At 64.0% G+C, this 17961-nt stretch carries 16 protein-coding genes, 1 tRNA gene and 1 pseudogene; 10 read left to right on the forward strand and 8 right to left on the reverse strand.

The window, feature by feature from the left end:
• Window positions 1–24: 24 nt before the first annotated feature.
• Window positions 25–1428: a class II fumarate hydratase gene (gene fumC, locus ACQY78_RS18585; protein WP_428677472.1), complete on the forward strand. Its 1404-nt coding sequence runs from the start codon at window positions 25–27 to the stop codon at window positions 1426–1428.
• Window positions 1429–1747: 319 nt separating this feature from the next.
• Here the strand turns inward: fumC and ACQY78_RS18590 are convergent, their stop codons facing one another.
• Genes ACQY78_RS18590 through ACQY78_RS18600 form a run of 3 tightly spaced genes read right to left on the reverse strand, consistent with a single transcriptional unit; the run spans window position 1748 to window position 4887 of the window.
• Window positions 1748–2995, reverse strand: a complete 1248-nt coding sequence (locus ACQY78_RS18590; RefSeq protein ID WP_428677474.1) for a threonine/serine ThrE exporter family protein — start codon at window positions 2993–2995, stop codon at window positions 1748–1750.
• Entirely contained in the window at window positions 2995–4488 is a 1494-nt protein-coding gene (mqo, locus tag ACQY78_RS18595; RefSeq protein WP_428677476.1) for a malate dehydrogenase (quinone), read from the reverse strand. Before mqo ends, ACQY78_RS18590 begins: the two co-directional genes overlap by 1 nt.
• Window positions 4489–4497: 9 nt before the next feature.
• Window positions 4498–4887, reverse strand: coding sequence for a hypothetical protein (locus ACQY78_RS18600; RefSeq protein ID WP_428677478.1), 390 nt, complete (start codon window positions 4885–4887; stop codon window positions 4498–4500).
• Between the two features lie 249 nt (window positions 4888–5136).
• Here ACQY78_RS18600 and ACQY78_RS18605 point away from each other — a divergent pair, with 249 nt between their 5' ends.
• From ACQY78_RS18605 to ACQY78_RS18620, 4 genes are all read left to right on the forward strand, one after another.
• The gene (locus ACQY78_RS18605) at window positions 5137–5724 is read left to right on the forward strand and encodes a hemerythrin domain-containing protein (protein WP_428677480.1); all 588 of its coding nucleotides are present in this window, start codon (window positions 5137–5139) and stop codon (window positions 5722–5724) included.
• Window positions 5725–5726: 2 nt separating this feature from the next.
• A complete protein-coding gene (locus ACQY78_RS18610) occupies window positions 5727–6767 on the forward strand; it encodes a patatin-like phospholipase family protein (RefSeq protein WP_428677482.1) in 1041 nt (346 codons plus the stop codon).
• Window positions 6768–6839: 72 nt separating this feature from the next.
• Complete coding sequence (locus tag ACQY78_RS18615) at window positions 6840–8009, forward strand: zinc-dependent alcohol dehydrogenase (protein ID WP_428677484.1); 1170 nt, start codon at window positions 6840–6842, stop codon at window positions 8007–8009.
• Window positions 8006–8839, forward strand: coding sequence for an SDR family NAD(P)-dependent oxidoreductase (locus tag ACQY78_RS18620; RefSeq protein WP_428677485.1), 834 nt, complete (start codon window positions 8006–8008; stop codon window positions 8837–8839). The genes ACQY78_RS18615 and ACQY78_RS18620 overlap by 4 nt, the downstream gene beginning before the upstream one ends.
• A 48-nt stretch (window positions 8840–8887) precedes the next feature.
• On the opposite strand, the gene ACQY78_RS18625 is transcribed toward ACQY78_RS18620, so the two are convergent.
• The 3 genes from ACQY78_RS18625 to glgX all read right to left on the reverse strand — a co-directional run bounded on the left by ACQY78_RS18625 (window position 8888) and on the right by glgX (window position 12036).
• Window positions 8888–9436, reverse strand: coding sequence for a DUF4142 domain-containing protein (locus ACQY78_RS18625; RefSeq protein WP_428677486.1), 549 nt, complete (start codon window positions 9434–9436; stop codon window positions 8888–8890).
• A gap of 98 nt (window positions 9437–9534) precedes the next feature.
• Entirely contained in the window at window positions 9535–9732 is a 198-nt protein-coding gene (locus ACQY78_RS18630) for a hypothetical protein (RefSeq protein ID WP_428677487.1), read from the reverse strand.
• A gap of 87 nt (window positions 9733–9819) precedes the next feature.
• Entirely contained in the window at window positions 9820–12036 is a 2217-nt protein-coding gene (gene glgX / locus ACQY78_RS18635; protein WP_428677489.1) for a glycogen debranching protein GlgX, read from the reverse strand.
• Between the two features lie 343 nt (window positions 12037–12379).
• Between glgX and ACQY78_RS18640 the strand changes: the two genes are divergently transcribed.
• Window positions 12380–12700 carry an alkylphosphonate utilization protein gene (locus ACQY78_RS18640; protein ID WP_428677491.1) on the forward strand — a complete coding sequence of 107 codons (321 nt, stop codon included), beginning with the start codon at window positions 12380–12382 and terminating at the stop codon, window positions 12698–12700.
• A 714-nt stretch (window positions 12701–13414) separates the two neighbouring features.
• Here ACQY78_RS18640 and ACQY78_RS18645 read toward each other — a convergent pair.
• Together ACQY78_RS18645 and ACQY78_RS18650 are read right to left on the reverse strand one after the other, a co-directional pair.
• Window positions 13415–13618, reverse strand: coding sequence for a cold-shock protein (locus ACQY78_RS18645; RefSeq protein WP_428686433.1), 204 nt, complete (start codon window positions 13616–13618; stop codon window positions 13415–13417).
• A 1407-nt stretch (window positions 13619–15025) separates the two neighbouring features.
• Window positions 15026–15292 (reverse strand): annotated as a pseudogene (locus ACQY78_RS18650) (glycogen debranching protein GlgX); the annotation flags it as partial.
• On the opposite strand from ACQY78_RS18650, the gene ACQY78_RS18655 reads away from it, so the two are divergent.
• The 4 genes from ACQY78_RS18655 (at window position 15291) to ACQY78_RS18670 (ending at window position 17845) form a co-directional block, all read left to right on the forward strand.
• Window positions 15291–15593: an alkylphosphonate utilization protein gene (locus tag ACQY78_RS18655; protein WP_428677493.1), complete on the forward strand. Its 303-nt coding sequence runs from the start codon at window positions 15291–15293 to the stop codon at window positions 15591–15593. The pseudogene ACQY78_RS18650 and the gene ACQY78_RS18655 overlap by 2 nt on opposite strands.
• A 284-nt stretch (window positions 15594–15877) precedes the next feature.
• On the forward strand, window positions 15878–16261 hold the full coding sequence (locus ACQY78_RS18660) for a hypothetical protein (protein WP_428677495.1): 384 nt from the start codon (window positions 15878–15880) through the stop codon (window positions 16259–16261).
• Window positions 16262–17209: 948 nt separating this feature from the next.
• The gene (locus ACQY78_RS18665; protein WP_428677496.1) at window positions 17210–17614 is read left to right on the forward strand and encodes a hypothetical protein; all 405 of its coding nucleotides are present in this window, start codon (window positions 17210–17212) and stop codon (window positions 17612–17614) included.
• 154 nt (window positions 17615–17768) lie between these two features.
• Window positions 17769–17845, forward strand: a tRNA-Arg gene (locus tag ACQY78_RS18670).
• Window positions 17846–17961: the final 116 nt, after the last annotated feature.

Below are 17961 nucleotides of genomic sequence, written 5' to 3' on the forward strand. Positions count from 1 at the left end.
CCGTCAAACCAGATGAGGTGCCGCGTGGCAGACGTTCGCAAGGAAACAGACAGCCTGGGTGAGGTCAGCGTACCGGCCGACAAGCTCTGGGGCGCCCAGACACAGCGGTCGCTCGAGCATTTCAGCATCGGCAAGGACCTGATGCCGCGCGAGATGATCACCGCCTATGCGACCTTGAAGAAGGCCTGCGCCAACGCCAACCATGACGGCAAGCGACTCGACGACCAGGCGCACAAGCTGATCCTCGAGACCTGCGACGAGATCCTCGCCGGCCAGCATCACGACATGTTTCCGCTTCACGTGTGGATGACCGGCAGCGGCACGCAGTTCAACATGAACGTGAACGAGGTGATCTCGAACCGCTGCTGCCAGCTTGCGGGCACGCCGCTCGGCTCGAAGGCGCCGGTGCATCCCAACGACCACGTCAACATGTCGCAATCGTCCAACGATTCGTTTCCGTCGGTCATGTACATCGCCGCCGCGGTCAACACCAAGGAGCGGCTGCTGCCGTCGCTGAAGGCGTTGCACGACTCGATCGATGCCAAGGCGAAGGAATGGGCCGACATCGTGAAGATCGGCCGCACGCACATGCAGGATGCGACGCCGATCACGCTCGGCCAGGAATGGTCGGGCTATGCCGGCATGCTGGCCGACAATATCGAGAGGGTCGAAGATGCGCTGAAGGGCGTCTATCGCCTGGCGCTGGGCGGTACGGCGGTCGGGACCGGTATCAACGCGGCCCCGGGCTTTGCCGAGGCGGCGGCGGCGGAGATCGCCAAGCTGACGGGCCTGCCGTTCGTGACGGCGCCCAACAAGTTCACCGTGCAGGGCGCCCACGATGCGCTGGTCCAGCTCTCGGGCTCGTTCCGGACCCTCGCGGTCTCGCTCTACAAGATCGGCAACGACATCCGCCTGATGTCCTGCGGCCCACGCGCCGGCTTCGCCGAACTGCACATCCCCGAGAACGAGCCGGGCTCCTCGATCATGCCGGGCAAGGTCAATCCGACCCAGGCCGAGGCGCTGACCATGATCGCGGTCCAGGTCATGGCCAACGACGTGGCGGTCGGCTTCGGCGGCGCCAGCGGCTATCTCGAGATGAACGTCTACAAGCCGCTGATGATCTACAACGTCGCGCATTCGATCACGCTGATGACCGACGGCTGCGCCAACTTCCGCAAGTTCCTGGTCGAGGGCACCCAGCCCAACCTCAAGAAGATCAAGGAATATGTCGACCGTTCGCTGATGCTGGTGACGGCGCTGGCGCCGGTGATCGGCTACGACAAGGCCTCCAAGATCGCCCACTACGCGATCGACCACGACCTCACGCTCAAGGAGGCCGCGCTCAAGCTCGAGTATGTGACCGAGGCCGAGTTCGACAAGGTCGTCGATCCGTCGAAGATGGTTCATCCCTACGTCGCGACGGAGTAGGCAATTCGCCTTCCTCTCCATTCAAATGGGGAGGTGTCGGCGAAGCCGACGGAGGGGTCATGACCCCATCGCCCTCGTAAGACGAGGGCACTTCCCCTTTGCAGAGCCCGCAAGGGGAAGAGTTTCGGGTCCTCAAGGCGCTGGGGGCTCTCCGTTTGAAGTCGACCCACACTCCCCTCATTCTGAGGAGCGGCCGCAGGCTGCGTCTCGACGGATGGATAACAGACGGGGTGCTCGTGCCATGCTTCGAGACGCCCTCCCTCGGAGCGCTCTCAGCATGAGGTTGGTGTTGGTGATTTCGATCTGATTCGGAAAGACGCTAGCGCTCGTAGCGCCACTGCCGCTCGGTGAGAAAGCGAGAGGCGATCAGCCCCATCGCCATGCCACCGACCGCGAAGCCGCAGGTCGCGGCGGCCTCGACCGCCGACAGCGATTTCCCCTGGTTCAGGAACACGATCGTCTGGAAGGCGAACAGTCCGGGCGTCATCATGATGATGCTGGGCACCGTTAGCGCGATGCGCGGCGCGTGCAGGCGACCGCGCAGCAGCGAAGCGCCCAGTCCGACCGCCAGCGCGCCGAAGAATGTCGCCTGTGGCAGGGCAAGACCGAGATCGTGCAGTCCGAGGCGCACCTCGTTGCCGACCATCGAGAGCAGCGCGACCGCCAGAACCGTGCGATGCGGGTTGTTGAACAGGATGCCGTAGCCATAGCCGCCGGCGAAGCAGGCGAGTGCCCGTCCTAGCACGGTGAGCGGCTCGATCGCGCCGGGCGGCGGCGCGGCCGGCGCCGCCGCAAGGCCGGCCAGCATCGCCACCACGGACATGCCGCAGGCGGCGCTCAGCGTCAGCAGCACGCCGTAGAACAGACGCGTCATGCCGGCCTTGGTCTGGTGCTGCGTCAGGTCGAGCAGCGCGGCGACCAGGGGGAAGCCCGGCACCAGGAACAGCACCGACGAGATGAAGCCGATCGCGTGGGCGAAGGCAAAGGTACGCACACCGAAGCCGATCACGATCAGACAGTAGAGGCCGGACGCCAGCACGGCGCAAAGCGCGGTCATCGCGAACTGGTTGAAGCCCTGGCGCGATAGCAGGGTCCGGGCCGCCTGGCCGATACCGCCGCTGACCGCCGCCGCACCGGTCGCCAGCAGGTCGCCGCCGTTGAGGTAGGAGAAAGCCGTCGAGGCCACCGCCATCGACAGCGCGACCGGCAGCAGCCCGTGCAAGGGGGCCGCCTTTTCGATCCGGTCGAGTTCGGCTCCGAACTGCACGGTGTGGAGGCCGGGAGCCGCGCGGAGCGACACCGCTTCCAGTGCAGCGATCTTCGAGGCATCGACGCCGGGCGGACCGATCTCGCGTGCCAGAGTCGCGGCCTCGCTTCCGGTCCACGCCGTCGCGGTCAGGCCGACGGTCGACAGCTCGACCTCGAGCCGCTCGATGCCGAGTGCATGGGCCAGGCGACGCATGGCATCGCGCACCCGGAACGCGGTGTCGCCGGCGCGCAGCATCAGCGCGCCGAAGCGCAACAGGACTTCGAGGGTCTCGGTGAGCTGGTCCTGCGGCGCGGTCATCAGACCGTGTGCAGGCCCAGCACTTCAGCCGTATCCTTGCGCACCCGCTCGACCAGCGCTGCGTCGGTCTTGAGGTCCTGGCCATAGGAGGGAATCATCTCCTTCAGCTTGGGCACCCATTGGCCGGCCAGCTCCTCATGGAAGCAGGTCTCCAGCATGTGGACCATGATCCAGACGGCGGTCGAAGCGCCGGGCGAGGCGCCGAGCAGGGCCACGATCGAGGAGTCTGCCGAGTGCACGATCTCGGTCCCGAACTCCAGCTTGCCCGTACGCGCCACGTCCTTCCGGATGATCTGGACGCGCTGGCCGGCGACGTCGAACTCCCAGTCCTTCTCGTCGACGCTCGGGTAGAAGTCGCGCAGCGCATCGAAGCGGTGCCCCTTGGTCTGCAGCACCTGACCGATCAGGTATTCCTCGAGCGGAAGATTGTCGCGGGCCACGGCCAGCAGCTGCAGGAGATTGTCCGGCCGCAGCGACAGCGGCAGGTCGAACATCGAGCCGTGCTTCAGGAACTTGGTCGAGAAGCCGGCGAAGGGTCCGAACAGCAGCCAGCGCTTGCCGTCGACATAGCGGGTGTCGAGGTGCGGCACCGACATCGGCGGCGATCCGCTGGCCGCCATGCCGTAAACCTTGGCCAGGTGGCGCGTCGCGATCTCCTGCTTGCCCGAGCGCAGCCAGATGCCGCTCACCGGGAAGCCGGCGAAGCCGTCGGCTTCGGGGATGCCAGACTTCTGCAGCAGGGTGAGTGCCGCACCGCCCGCGCCCAGGAACACGCGGCGGGCGCCGACCGTCTTCTTCTCGCCGGACTTCTCGTCCTTGACGTCGAGCGTCCAGCCGCCGTCCGCCGCGCGATGAAGGTTGGTCACTTCCTGGTTGAACTGGATCGAGAAGCCTTCCTGGCGCCGCAGGTAGGTCAGCAGGTTGGTCGTCAACGCGCCGTAGTTCACGTCGGAGCCCGTGACCATGTGCGTGGCAGCCACGACCTGGCCGGGATCGCGGCCTTCCATGAGCAGCGGCGCCCATTCGGCGATCTGCTTGTGATCCTCGGAATATTCCATGCCGCGATAGCAGTGATGGGCGCTCATCGTGGCGTGGCGCGTCTTCAGGAAGGCCGCCCGTTCCGCGCCGATCACGAAGCTCATGTGCGGCACCGGGTGAATGAACGAATCGGCGCGCTCGATCGCGCCCTTCTTCACCAGGTACGACCAGAACTGCCGCGACAGGTCGAACTCGACATTGACCTCCAGAGCCTTGGAGATGTCGACGCTGCCGTCGGGCCGCTGCGGTGTGTAGTTCAATTCGCAGTTGGCGGCGTGGCCGGTGCCCGCGTTGTTCCAGGCGGCCGAACTCTCCTGTGCCTCGCCTTCCAGCCGTTCGAGGATCTGGATCTTGAGATGAGGCTGCAGCTCCTTGAGGAACGTGGCCAGCGTCATGCTCATGATGCCAGCGCCGACCAGGACGACGTCGAAGTCGCCGGAATGAGTGTCTGCCATCGGGCTCTCCTAACGGTGGTCTTGGGGGGCGGCGCGCTTGAACGGCACCGGGGCATCCTTGCCCAGCACGACATAGAGGCGCCGCCACGGCTGATCGTCGACGAGCCGCCAGGTGTGGCCGCCGCCGGTCGTATCCTCGGCCAGCAGGATGTCGCCTGGCGCGAGGGTGAAATGCTGCTCGCCACGGGTCTTGAAATCGAGCGTGCCGCTCAGGGTGACGACGAGCTGGCGGACCGGTGCGGTGTGCCAGGCATAGGTGCCGCCGGGCTGGGTCTCCTGCAGGGATGCGCTGGTCACCGCGATCTTGCCGCTGAGCAGGTCACCGTGTGCACCCGTCTCCAGATCAATCCAGCCTTCCTCGACATGCGAATTCTGGTCCTCGCCCGTCCAAATCCGCACGCACCGAATCATGCTTTCGCCCTGCAATTGTCGCACACGGGCGGACCGTAATACGGGCCCCTGCCACTGGCAACAAAGGCTCTAGAGCACCGGTGACATCCTCCGGTCACGGAGGGCTCATTCGCCGGTGGGTGCTCCAGCGCACGCAGCAACGACCTCTGAAACCTGCCGTTGGGCGTTGGAATGGCTCTTTCGAAAACCCGATCGGGCACACCTCGACGGGCGTCCGGCCGACCGTCGGACCGGAGAGTGCCGGCACATCAATTCAAAGCGAAGCGAGAAGGAACTCATATGTCCACCACCCAGGATGCCATCGCCCTGCTCAAAGCCGATCACCGCAACGTCGAGGCGCTCTTCGAGAAGTTCGAGACGACCCGCGACGAGACCAAGAAGGTCGCGCTGGTTCGGGAGATCTGCACCGAGCTTACCGTGCACGCCTCGATCGAGGAGAAAATCTTCTACCCGGCCTGCAACAAGAAGGTCGAGGAAGAGATGCTGGACGAGGCCTATGTCGAACATGACGGCGCAAAGGTGCTGATTGCGGAGCTTTCGCAAGGCTCACCCAAGGACGAGTTCTACGACGCCAAGGTCAAGGTTCTGTCCGAATTGATCAAGCATCACGTGAAGGAAGAAGAGCAGCCGAAGGAAGGCATCTTCGCCCAGGCGCGCGAAGCGGACGTGGATCTGGTGGCTCTGGGCGCCCGGCTCAAGATGCTGAAGGAAGAGCTTTTGGCTGACCTGAAAAACCGCTCCGCACTACCGCCCCCGGAGACGCGCTCTTTTGCGGGTCACAAGATGGTCCAGGGCAAGCCGGTTGCAGACGCGAAGGCCTCCTGAGGATGAATGATCGAAAGACCGCGCTAGTGCTCTCTGGGGGCGTCGCGCTGGGCTCCTATCAGGCGGGGGTTTACGAAGCCCTGGCAGACGCTTCGCAGCTTTCGCCCTGCTGGATCGCCGGCAGTTCCGTCGGCGCGCTGAATGGCGCGCTGATCGTCGGCACGCCGGCCGACAAGCGCTTCGACGTTCTGCGCAGCTACTGGCTGCGCGGCCCGGAAAGCGTGAACGCGCTGTGCTTCTGGGCGACGCGTCACGCGTTGAACTGGGTGAGTGCCGTCCAGTCCAGGCTGTTCGGCGCTCTCGGCCATATTCAGACCTTGGGTCCACGGCTCAAGTTTACCGGCTTCTACGATCTCGCGCCGACGGTCGCCTTCCTGAAGAAGTCGATTGATTTCGGGCGTCTCAACTCCGGCGATCTGCGCTTCACCGTGGCGACCACCGACATCGAGAGCGGCGATGCGGTGATCTTCGACACCGGAAAGGGCGACCGGATCGAGATCGACCACATCCTTGCGAGCTGCGGCTTCCTGCCGGAATTCGCCCCCGTCGAGATCGGCGGCCGGCTGCTGGGCGACGGCGGCCTCTCGATGAACGCGCCGATCGAGCCTGTGCTCGACGAACTGGCCGGCAGCGAGGGCACGCTGATCGTCGCGGATCTCTTCGCCCGTGACGGGGCGCGGCCCGTCGGGTTGCAGGAAGCACTTGCCCGCAAGAATGCGATCCTGTTCGGCAATCAGACCTGGTACCGGCTGGAAGCGTATCGCCGGCTGTGGCAACGCGATCTCGCGGAAGGCCGCGATACGCCGGCCATCCTGTACCTGAGCTACCTTCCCGTTAGCGGCGAGGCCGGCCCCGAAGCCCCGTATGATTTCTCCCTCGCGTCGGCGCGGGACCGTTGGGCCGAGGGCTTTCTCGACGGGCGGCAGGCGGTGGCCCTGGCCGCGCAAGGGAAGGCCCCGGCGGGCGCCACGCTCGCCGTTCGGCGTTCCAAGCCGCCGGAAGGCACGGACGCGGAGCGCCGTCCCACGACCCTGGCGGCCTGACACCGACCAAACCCGCCGGCGATTGCGGGCGGTCCCCCGATTCCCGTTCCTGAGAGACGTAGGAGAGGTCCGATGAAGGCGCTGACCTGGCACGGCAAGAGCGACATACGCTGCGAAACCGTTCCCGATCCCAAGATCCAGCATCCGCGTGATGCAATCATCAAGGTCACCGCCTGCGCGATCTGCGGCTCCGATCTTCACATCTTCAATGGCGTCATGCCCGGCATGGAAGGCGGCGACATTCTCGGCCACGAGACCATGGGCGAGGTCGTCGAGGTCGGTGCGGAAAACAAGGCCCTCAAGGTGGGCGACCGGGTCGTCGTACCCTTCACCATCTCCTGCGGCGAGTGCTTCTTCTGCAAGAAGGGCTTCTTCTCGGGGTGCGAGCGCACCAACCCCGACAAGGAAAAGGCCGAGAAGCTCTGGGGTCACTCTCCGGCTGGGCTTTTCGGTTACACGCATCTTCTGGGCGGCTATGCCGGCGGCCAGGCCGAATATCTGCGTGTGCCGTATGCCGATGTCGGGCCCATCAAAGTCCCCAACGGCCTGACCGACGAGCAGGTGCTGTTTCTCTCCGACATCTTCCCGACGGGCTACATGGCGGCAGACTTCTGCAGCATCCAGCCGGAGGATACGATCGCCATCTGGGGCTGCGGCCCGGTGGGGCAGTTCGCCATCAAGAGCGCCTTCCTGCTGGGCGCCGCCCGCGTCCTGGCCATCGACACGGTGCCGGAACGGCTGGCGATGGCCGCCGCCTCCGGCGCGATCACCATCGATTTCATGAAGGAGGATGTTTACGACCGCATCCAGGACCTGACGCACGGGCGCGGTGCCGATGCCTGCATCGATGCCGTGGGAACCGAACCGAGGACGGGGGCAAGCTTCGACTCGGTGATCGATCGCGTAAAGGTCGCGACCTTCATGGGCACCGATCGACCGCACGTGTTGCGGCAGGCGATCCAGAGCTGTCGCAATTTCGGCACCGTCTCGATCGTCGGCGTTTATGGCGGGTTACTCGACAACATACCGATGGGCTCCGCGATCAATCGCGGGCTCACCTTCCGGATGGCCCAGACGCCGGTGCAGCATTATCTGCCGAAGCTCCTGGACCGGGTCGAACGCGGCGAGATCGATCCGTCCTTCGTGATCACGCACACCGCGAGCCTCGAAGAGGGCCCGGAACTCTACAAGACGTTCCGCGACAAGAAGGACGGCTGCATCAAGGTGGTCCTCAAGCCATGAACACGGAGAACACGGATATGGCGGTCTCCGCCAAGGACAGGAACCGCGCGGCGCGCCCGCTCGCGATCGTGACCGGAGCCTCCTCCGGCATCGGTTACGAACTGGCGAAGCGGTGTGCCGCCGAGGGCTTCGACCTGCTGGTCGCGGCCGACGATCCTCGCATCGAAGAGGCCGCGCGTGCGTTGGCGCAAGCGGGCGGCCGCGTGGAAGCGGTGCAGGTCGATCTTGCGACGCCCGAGGGCGTTGACCGGCTGCTCGCTGCGGTGAAAGACCGGCCGATCGATGCCCTCCTCGCCAATGCGGGCCATGGGCTGGGCAGGGCCTTCCTCGACCAGGACTGGGATGAGATCCGCCATGTGATCGACACCAACGTCACCGGTACGGTTTACTTGCTGCACAAGGTCGGGCGGGAGATGGCCGGCCGCGGACACGGCCGCATCCTGATCACCGGCTCGATCGCAGGCTTCATGCCCGGCACCTATCAGGCCGTCTACAACGGCACGAAGGCGTTTATCGACATGTTCGCGTATGCGCTTCGGGCGGAGGTGCAGGGCCGCGGCGTGACCGTCACCTGCCTGATGCCGGGCGCGACCGAGACCGAGTTCTTCGAACGCGCCGACATGATGGACACCAAGGTCGGCCGCGCGGAGAAGGACGATCCGGCCGATGTGGCGGAGAACGGCTTCAAGGCGATGATGGCGGGTGAGAGCGGCGTGGTCAGCGGCTGGCAGAACAAGCTGCAGGTCGCGCTGGCCAAGGTCCTGCCGGAAACGATGATGGCAGACCAGCACGCCAAGCAGGCCGCCCCGGGCTCCGGAACGAAGAAATAGGCTCGAAAGAGAGAGGCCCCGATCGTTTCTACGTTCGGGGCCTTTTCGCTACTTCTTGACGTCTTCCGCCATCTTCAGATGCATCTGCAGATGCGGCAGGGTCTTGGCGGCGAAGGCCTTCAACTCGGCATTCTCGCCGCTCTTCGAATAGCGCTCGAACAGCGAGACGGCGTCCTTATGGGCCGCGACCTGCATCTCGTCGTACTCCTTGGCAAAGCTCGCGCCGGACAGGCCCTTCAGCTTGTCGATCTTGGATTTATGGGCGGCGTCCATTTCCGTCGGCAACGTGGCCTTCACCTTGCCTCCGGTCACAAGACCCTTCAGCTCGATCGAGGTCTCGGTATGATCCTTGATCATCTTCTCGGCGAAGGCCTTGGTCTTGCCGTCGGTCTTGGTGGCCGCAAGCTTGCTCGACTCGATCTCGGCCATGTCGCTGATCGCGGCCTGGGTGACGAAGTCCTGGGTCGACGGTGCAATGCCCAGGGTGGAGTTTACGCCGGCCCGCTCCGGAACGGAGGGCGTCTGCGCGGCGGTCATCGTCGAGACGCCTACCACCAGAAGCGCGGCCGTCAAACTGCCTAGAACCAATCTCTTCATTTGAATCTCCGTCCAGTGAGTGTCCGGAGCGAACGAACCGAAGCAATGGGAGTTGCGCTACGGAGCTTTCTTCGCCAACGGCAAGTCGACCGCTCTGGCTAGTGAGCCGCCACCTTCTCGCGCCGGCGCAGGGACCAGTTGCTCTGGATGCGGATTTCGGGATTGGGAACGGTCCAGCAGGCGCCGCCCTCGTCGAGGAAGACGACCCACAGAAGGTGGGATTCGGGCCCATAGTCGATGAGGAAATGAGCGAGGCCCGGACCCTTCGGGGTCTCGAGCGGGAGCGGGGGGTCCAATTGGGTGATCATGGTGTCCGAACGGCCTGGAGCGTCTTCGGGTTGCCGCAGGAAGGCACTTCTTGCGGCAACCCCACGTCAGTCTGATCAGTCGAAGCCGAACTGCACGGCCTTGGTCGACGCCTCGTCCATTGCCTGTACGACGCGTTGGAACGAGCGTTCGGCCGCCGTGCTGCGCTGCGGCGTTCGCGTGGGCTGGAGAACGAAGAGGAGCATCGATCTCGCCGTCACGTCGTAGACCTGGCGGAAATCGCGTAGCCCCAGCGGCTCGCCTTCGGGGTCGCTGGTATCGATCAGACGCACCCATCGGCTGCCGCCGACCGCCTCGGGCAAGGTGAACGGCACCGTATCGGTGTGGGCGTTCATCACGATCAGCAACGTCGAATCCGAGCCGACCCGGCGGATGCCGGTTTCCTGGGCGCGGCCGTCGAGCAGAACCCCGAGGCAGCGGGCGTTGCCGTCGTTCCAGTTGTCGTCGGTCATCTCCTCGCCCGCCGGCGTCAACCAGCTCACGTCCTTGACGCCCAGCTCCTCGTCGAAGGCGCCGGTGAGGAAGCGGCCCCGCCGCAGCATCGGCAGGGCATGACGGATCATGATCAGCTTGCGCACGAACTCGGCGAGGTCGCGTTCGGCCGGACCGATGCCTTCCCAGTCGACCCAGGAGATCTCGTTGTCCTGGCAGTAGCTGTTGTTGTTGCCCTTCTGACTGCGCCCGAACTCGTCACCGCCCAGCAGCATCGGCGTGCCGCGCGACAGGATGAGGGTCGCCAGCATGTTGCGCATCTGGCGCAGACGCGTGTCGAGGATGTCGCGGTCGTCGGTCGGTCCCTCGGCGCCGTAATTGTTCGAGAGATTGTGCGAGTGTCCGTCCTTGTTGTCCTCGCCGTTGGCCTCGTTGTGCTTGTCGTTGTAGGCGACGAGATCGCCCAGCGTGAACCCGTCATGGGCGGTGATGAAGTTGATCGATGCCCAGGGCTTGCGCCCGCGCTTGGCGAAGAGATCGGCCGAGGCCGTCAGTCGGGCCGCGAGCGAGGCAACCTTGCCCTCGTCGCCGCGCCAGTAGCCGCGCACCGTGTCGCGGAAGGCATCGTTCCACTCCGCCCATCCCGGCGAGAAGCGACCGACCTGGTAACCGCCGGGCCCCATGTCCCACGGCTCGGCGATCAGCTTGACCTCCGACAGAACGGGATCCTGCCGGCAGGCGTCGAGGAAGCGCCCTTCTTCCTCGAAGCCGTGAGGCTCGCGGCCGAGGATGGTCGCAAGGTCGAAGCGGAAGCCATCGATCCTCATGTCCGTCGCCCAGTAGCGCAGACTGTCCATGACGAGCTGCAGCACCCGGGAATTGCTGAGGTTGACCGTGTTCCCGGTGCCGGTGTCGTTGATGTAGTAGCGCCGGTCCGGCGCGAGCCGATAATACGACGCGTTGTCTATGCCCTTGAAAGAGAGCGTCGGCCCGAGCTGGTTGCCTTCGGCCGTGTGATTGTAGACCACGTCGAGGATGACCTCGAGGCCGGCGGCGTGGAGATGCGCCACCATCTCCTTGAATTCGGCGAAGGCGAAATCCGGATTGGCGGCGTAGCGGCGCGCCGGCGCGAAGAAGCCGATCGTGTTGTAGCCCCAGTAGTTCTTCAGCCCCTTCTCGAGCAGGTTGCTGTCGTCGACGAAGGTGTGGACGGGGAGCAGTTCGACGGCGCTCACGCCGAGCGAGGAGAGATAGTTCGTGATCTCGGCCGACGCGAGCCCGGCATAGGTGCCGCGCAGCGATTCCGGAACGGTCGGATGAAGCTGGGTGAAGCCACGGACATGCGCCTCGTAGACGATCGTATTCTCCCACGAGGTGCGGCGGCGCGGCGCACGGCCCCAGCTGAAGGCGGGGTCGATGACGCAGCTTCGGTAGGTGAAGGGAGCGCTATCGCGATCGTCGAAGGTGAGATCGTCGCCGCTTTCCATCTTGTAGCCGAAGAGGGCCGGGTTCCAGGTCAGCTTGCCGATCACCTGCCTGGCGTAGGGATCGAGCAGCAGCTTGTTCGGGTTGAAGCGATGGCCCGCCGTCGGTTCGTAGGGACCGTGGACGCGATAGCCGTAGACGGTGCCGGGCCGGGCATCGGGAAGATAGCCGTGCCAGACCTCGTCCGTGTATTCCGGCAAGACGATTCGATCGATCTCCCGCTCGCCGCTCGCATCGAACAGGCAGAGTTCGACCTTGGTCGCATTGGCCGAGAAGAGAGCGAAATTGACGCCGAGTCCATCCCAGGTGGCGCCCAGAGGATAGGGGAGGCCCTCGCTCAGGCGAACGGCACTCATGCTTCGGTATCCAAGACCGCAACGGCAGCGGCGCCCGGCGCGAGAACGGCAGTGACTGAAACGGAAATGGTTGTGTCTCCCCTGGTCGACTTTGTTCAACGGCCGGGAGGCACGTTCGTTGCGGCAGTTCCAGCAGCGAGGTCAGCACCGGTGTCCGCATCGCTGCCGGTAGCGTACCGCGCGGAGTCCTGCCTGATCGCTGTTCCAGCAGGGTGGTGGTGCAGGTGGTGCACGGCCCCGATTAACCGGCTCCCGGCTGGCGACCGGGCGGGACAATGCGCGGGGTTGCGACGGCCGTTGTCGGCCTGTAGAGCGCACGCTTTCCTTCAGGAGCCGAACGAAAATGGCCGACAACGACGACCACTATGTCTACGACGAGGCCAGCGGCGAGTGGATACCCGCGGCCGAAGCTGCCGCGAAGAAGGCTGCAGCCGAAGCCGTTGCGGGAGCCGTCGAGGTACGCGATTCGGTCGGCAACCTGCTGGCCGACGGCGACAGCGTCCTCCTGGTCAAGGATCTGAAGGTCAAGGGCTCCAACCAGACCCTGCAGCGCGGCACAGTGATCAAGAGCATCCGCCTGACCGGCGACGCCCAGGAGATCGACTGCCGCCACGACACCATCAAGGGTCTGGTCCTGCGCGCCGAGTTCGTCCGCAAGCGCTGAGGCAACCAAGCCGCTCCGGCGCGGGGCGCACTCATCGCGGGACGGCGACGCTGCACAGTTTCAGTGGGCGTGAACCGGAGGGCGGAGGAAAGGACCGGGCCAGTCGATGGCCCGGCGGCTCGAGCGGACCACCGCGAGAGGGCCCGATCAGTTTGTTCGGCGCCAGGCCTGCCTTCGCTGCAAATCCGGCTGCCAGATGTTCGGCGGAAACCGAAATTCGAGAGCGTCGAGCACCGGCACCACGCGGACTGCGTCTTCTCAACCTGAAACGCGATCCGCGCAGAATGGAGGGACCGATGCGCAGCCGGGTTCTCCTGACGCCCCTCGTCGCCCCTGGCACTCTTGCGGCGACCACAATCGTCGCCTCGCCGTTCCAGCCTGCGGATGCGCAGGCATGGGGTGACAAGGATCGCGATGGCGTTCCCAATGCAGTAATCTGTCCTGGAGCCAGAAAAACGCGGGGCGCTGCGGCGCCCCGCCGGTGGCACGAGCCTTTGTCCGGGGCCGAGGAGCAGCTTGTCGCGTGCGACCATTGCAGGATGCTCCACTACCTGCATATCGGCAAAACCGCCGGCTCGACGATCAAGCAGCCTGAGGGACGGCAGCGACCAGATGATGTTGCTCGCCACAGCAGACGGGGATCGCCGATATCGACATGAGCACGTACCGCGGGCAGGCCCCATGCGACCGCCCAACCAACTTGGCAGACTGCGATCAGTCCTCCAACTTTAGAGCGCTGGCAAAGGTTTTGACGCGATCAGTTTCGAGAACGTAGCTTATCTTCTGACCTTTCTTCAGGTCGGAGAGGGCTGCGCGGTGGACCGCGTCGATGTGGACGAACACGTCATGGCCGCCATCATCCGGATGAATGAAACCGAAACCCTTGGTCGCATCGAACCATTTGACCGTGCCACTCACTCTCGCCTGCGCACCGGCGATCAGGGGGATCGAAAACGCTGCCGCCCACGCGGCAACAAAAGTTCGTCTCTCCATGCTTGCTCCTTTCGGGCAGAAATAGCTGCCCTTTTCGTCGCCAGCGGCGGCAGCGAGGAATAGTGACCTAAATGGAACACAAATGTAACTATCGCAAGGTCGCCAAATGGACGGCGATCATCTTCGCGCTCCCCTGCTCCTTCTTACAAAGCCAAAGGACCTCGCCGTAATTTGAGCCGGCCTGGAAAGCGGGCGAACACCGCAGTTCTTTGCCGCGGCGTTGGGGTTCGTTCTGGCTGTCGTCTTCTTTGCGGCCATTGCAGCAGACCTATAGGCCGGCGTTTCGCCCACCATCAGTGACCTTTAGAAAATCAACGCTGCCGCTTGCCGTTCGGCCGACAACAATACCCTCGATGCGTCTGGTTCCGCGGGGAACGCCGGCCGCACTCCATGCGGTTCGACCGCGCTCTTCCGGCGCATACCGAATGTAGAACCATAAGCCACCGCTGGATGGGCGCCTCTTTATGACGATGGTTCTTTGGAGCTAATGAGGCATCGCTGGAAGTCGAAGCAAGCACTCGAAGACGAGAACGCCAGTTGCAGGGATTTGCGGAGCAGATGAAGCGCACAGCAGGTTCCCTGCGGCAGCAGGCTTTGAAGCTGGGTATAGGCTCGGGGCATCAGCGATAGTCCGGCTTGTGCGAGAGAGATCTCTTTATGAGGCAGCAGGTCATGTGCTTCAGGCTTGAAGATCCGACAGTGCAGAACGTCGATGGTAGACTCTAATGCAGGACTGATAGCTGAGGTGGTGCTCAGGTCTGGACGGCAGAAAACGGCATTCGATTCACGGTGCCTTTAAGCTTCCCAAGATTTCCATTTGATAGTTTGCAAGGAAATCCGCATTTTTCATGTGGCATAATCTCCGTCGATCATGGCGGTGAGCGGCGGCCGGCGCGTCTGGTCGATAGGTGGCATCGGGAGTTTGAGCGATGTTCAAAATGACTACATGGGTCTTCGTGGCCCTCGTCTGTAGTTCGCCCGCCCTCCGCGCGGAACAAGTCCAGCCAGATAAACCCCTTCAGACGGGCGAAGTTGTGCGATACGCAAGGGCTAACCTTGATGAGGCGGCAGCCACCGCGTGGTGCCCGTCCGTATGTCGAGATTCGGCCACCCATTATACTGGGCGGTGGCTTAAAATACCTGACTCGGGCCCAATCGGCGATGGCTGCATTTGCGGCAAGGGTGTTGCGCGGCAGAAATGAGGACACTCCCCCGTTCATAGATGTCACGAATGCGGGGCTCCCCTTGAGCTGAAGCTCAGGCTGGTTGCTTTGATAGCCGGAAAGCCGACGTGGTACGCCTCATCGACCAAACGGTTCCCGGAAGGATGGGGCCGCTTTCCATCTTGTAGCCGAAGAGCGCCGGGTTCCAGGTCAGCTTGCCGATCACCTGCCTGGCGTAGGGATCGAGCAGCAGCTTGTTCGGGTTGAAGCGATGGCGCGCCGTCGGTTCGTAGGGACCGTGGACGCGATAGCCGTAGACGGTGCCGGGCCGGGCATCGGGAAGATAGCCGTGCCAGACCTCGTCCGTGTATTCCGGCAAGACGATTCGATCGATCTCCCGCTCGCCGCTCGCATCGAACAGGCAGAGTTCGACCTTGTATGTCTACGACGAGGCCAGCGGCGAGTGGATACCCGCGGCCGAAGCTGCCGCGAAGAAGGCTGCAGCCGAAGCCGCTGCGGGAGCCGTCGAGGTACGCGATTCGGTCGGCAACCTGCTGGCCGACGGCGACAGCGTCCTCCTGATCAAGGATCTGAAGGTCAAGGGCTCCAACCAGACCCTGCAGCGCGGCACAGTGATCAAGAGCATCCGCCTGACCGGCGACCCTCAGGAGATCGACTGCCGCCACGACACCATCAAGGGTCTGGTCCTGCGCGCCGAGTTCGTCCGCAAGCGCTGAGGCAACCGAAGCGCGCCGGCGCAGAGCGGGAGGCAACGCCGCACAGTTTCAGTGGGCGTGAACCAGAGGACGAAGGAAAGGCCCGAGCCAGTCGCTGACCCGGCGGCTCGAGCGGACCACCGCCCGCGGCCCGACCAGTTCGTTCGGGGCAAGGCCTGCCTTCCCGTCAAATCCGGCTGCCGGATGTTCCGCCGAAACCGAAATTCGAGAGCGTCGAGCAACGGCGCCGCGCGGACTGCGTATTGTCAACAGTGACACGCGATCCGCGCAGAATGGAGGTACCGATGCTCAGCCGGGTTCTTCTCACGACTCTCGTCGCCGCTGGCACTCTAGCGGCGACAACGATCGTCACCTCGCCGTTCCAGCCTGCAGATGCGCAGGCATGGGGTGACAAGGATCGCGATGGCCTTCCCAACGCGGTCGACCCTTACAACAACCGCCCCAATCGGGGTGTGGGCGACAAGGATCACGACGGCGTTCCAAACCGCGTCGACCGTTACGACAACCGCCCGAACCAGGCCTGGGGTGACAGGGATCGAGACGGCGTTCCCAACGCAGTCGACCCTCAGAACAACAACCGCCGTCCCAATCAGGCCTGGGGCGATAAGGATCGCGATGGCGTTCCGAATGCGGTCGACCCGCATAATAACAATCGCCGGTTTCAGTAATCTATAAGCCAAAGAAATGCGGGGCGCTGCGGCGCCCCGCCAATGGCACCAGCGCACGAGACAGTGGGTTCACCTGTTCATTGTCGGTCCGCTGAAGAACCGATTCAGCGACCATCGGCTTGGCTATCTGGCCCAGCTCCAGCGTCTTCCAGCCGGAGACGAAGCGCGTTCAGTCTACCTGACCGACGACGGAGGGCGCCTGGACCTATAACGGGCGGCGCGGCAGGTCGGCCGACCGAGAAATTTTCTTAAACCGTGTGAGGGTGCAACCGCAACGGCAAAGGGTCGTTCGCGTGTGGACCATGCCTCTCATGGGCAGCCCCACGTCTCAGATCTGGCAAAGCTGAGCGCGCAATTCCCAGCAACAATGACGGCCACGTGTGCAATTCGGAACAGACGCCAAAGCGTCTCCGTCCTAGCTGTACGCAAGCCCAGGCGCCCACACCGAGGCTGAACATGATGTTGAAATCAGAGTTGCTACAACAGGCCGGCGCGAGCCGGGGGCTCGCTGCCCAGGGTCGCAGGCTTTCGGGAGCGTTCACTTCCGCGGCCGATCGAGCGCGCACCAAGGAGTACATTGAGGAACTGGAGGCGACAGCCTTGAGGCTGGAGGCGGAAGCGGCGGCGCTGGGATAATCCAACCCAGCCGGAAGGTTTGGCGGATGGCCGCAATTTTCCCGCCGGGGTCCGTCCAGCACCCGACCAACGCCCGTTTCTGGTTTGAGTCCCGGCCTTGCATACCTGACGTGTAAGTTACGCGACAACTGGTCGAGCTATTCTGCGCCGCTCAGGGTGAGGTACTCTTGAGGCTTGGGTCCGGACGGGCGAAGGTCGGTCGTTGGCGCGAGGCTCGGCTGTCCGTGGGAAGACGGTCAAGCGTTCGTTGATCGTCCGCTACTGACGATGTGAGCGCGGGTGGCCTCAGCTGCAAGAGAAGGGTGGGTTGCGATGCCGATTCACGTGGATATATCTGCTCTGAACAGGACCATCCTGATCGTTGCCCGGGGGCACGTCACCGATGACGAGATCATCGGAAGCATAGAGAAGATGAAGCCGCCGGCGATTCGGGGGTATGCGAAGATCGTGGACGTCACAGGCTCGACGTCGTTTACGACAAGGGAGAAGGTGAGCGGTATCGCCAAGGCTCTCCGCGGCGGGCCCGATGCCACCCCGCGCGGTCCTCTCGCTTTCGTGGTCGATCTCGAACGCGAGGGGTTCGCGGAAATATTCGCAGAGGCCACCAATGGCGACCGCCCGATCAAACTGTTCGGGAGCCTCCACCAGGCCCGGCGGTGGCTGGCCGAAAATCTGGTAGATTTCCCGGGGCAGCCCGTGAGACCACACCCGGGGTAAGCGGGGCAACACCTGACGCGGCCAGCGCCCTCCTCAAGAGGATGGAGGGCATCACCTGGACGGCGTGCTCGAGGGCAAGAAGCCGCGAGCGCCTTGGAACCAAGTCCCAAACAAGATTCCCAAACAATCCCGAGATGGGCTAGAAAACCCCCACGTCCCCGTAGCTCAGCCGGATAGAGCAGCGGTTTCCTAAACCGGAGGTCGGAGGTTCGAATCCTCTCGGGGACGCCATCTCCAGCAAGAGCGCCGGACCCTTCTTCAGGGCTTAGTCCGAAGAATAGCACCCACCCAAGTCGGTTTGATCCAAAGCAAGACGTGGCACCGCGTGCGGTGGGATCATGGCCGAC

It is taken from the genome of Reyranella sp., assembly GCF_965279625.1.
Lineage (GTDB): Bacteria > Pseudomonadota > Alphaproteobacteria > Reyranellales > Reyranellaceae > Reyranella.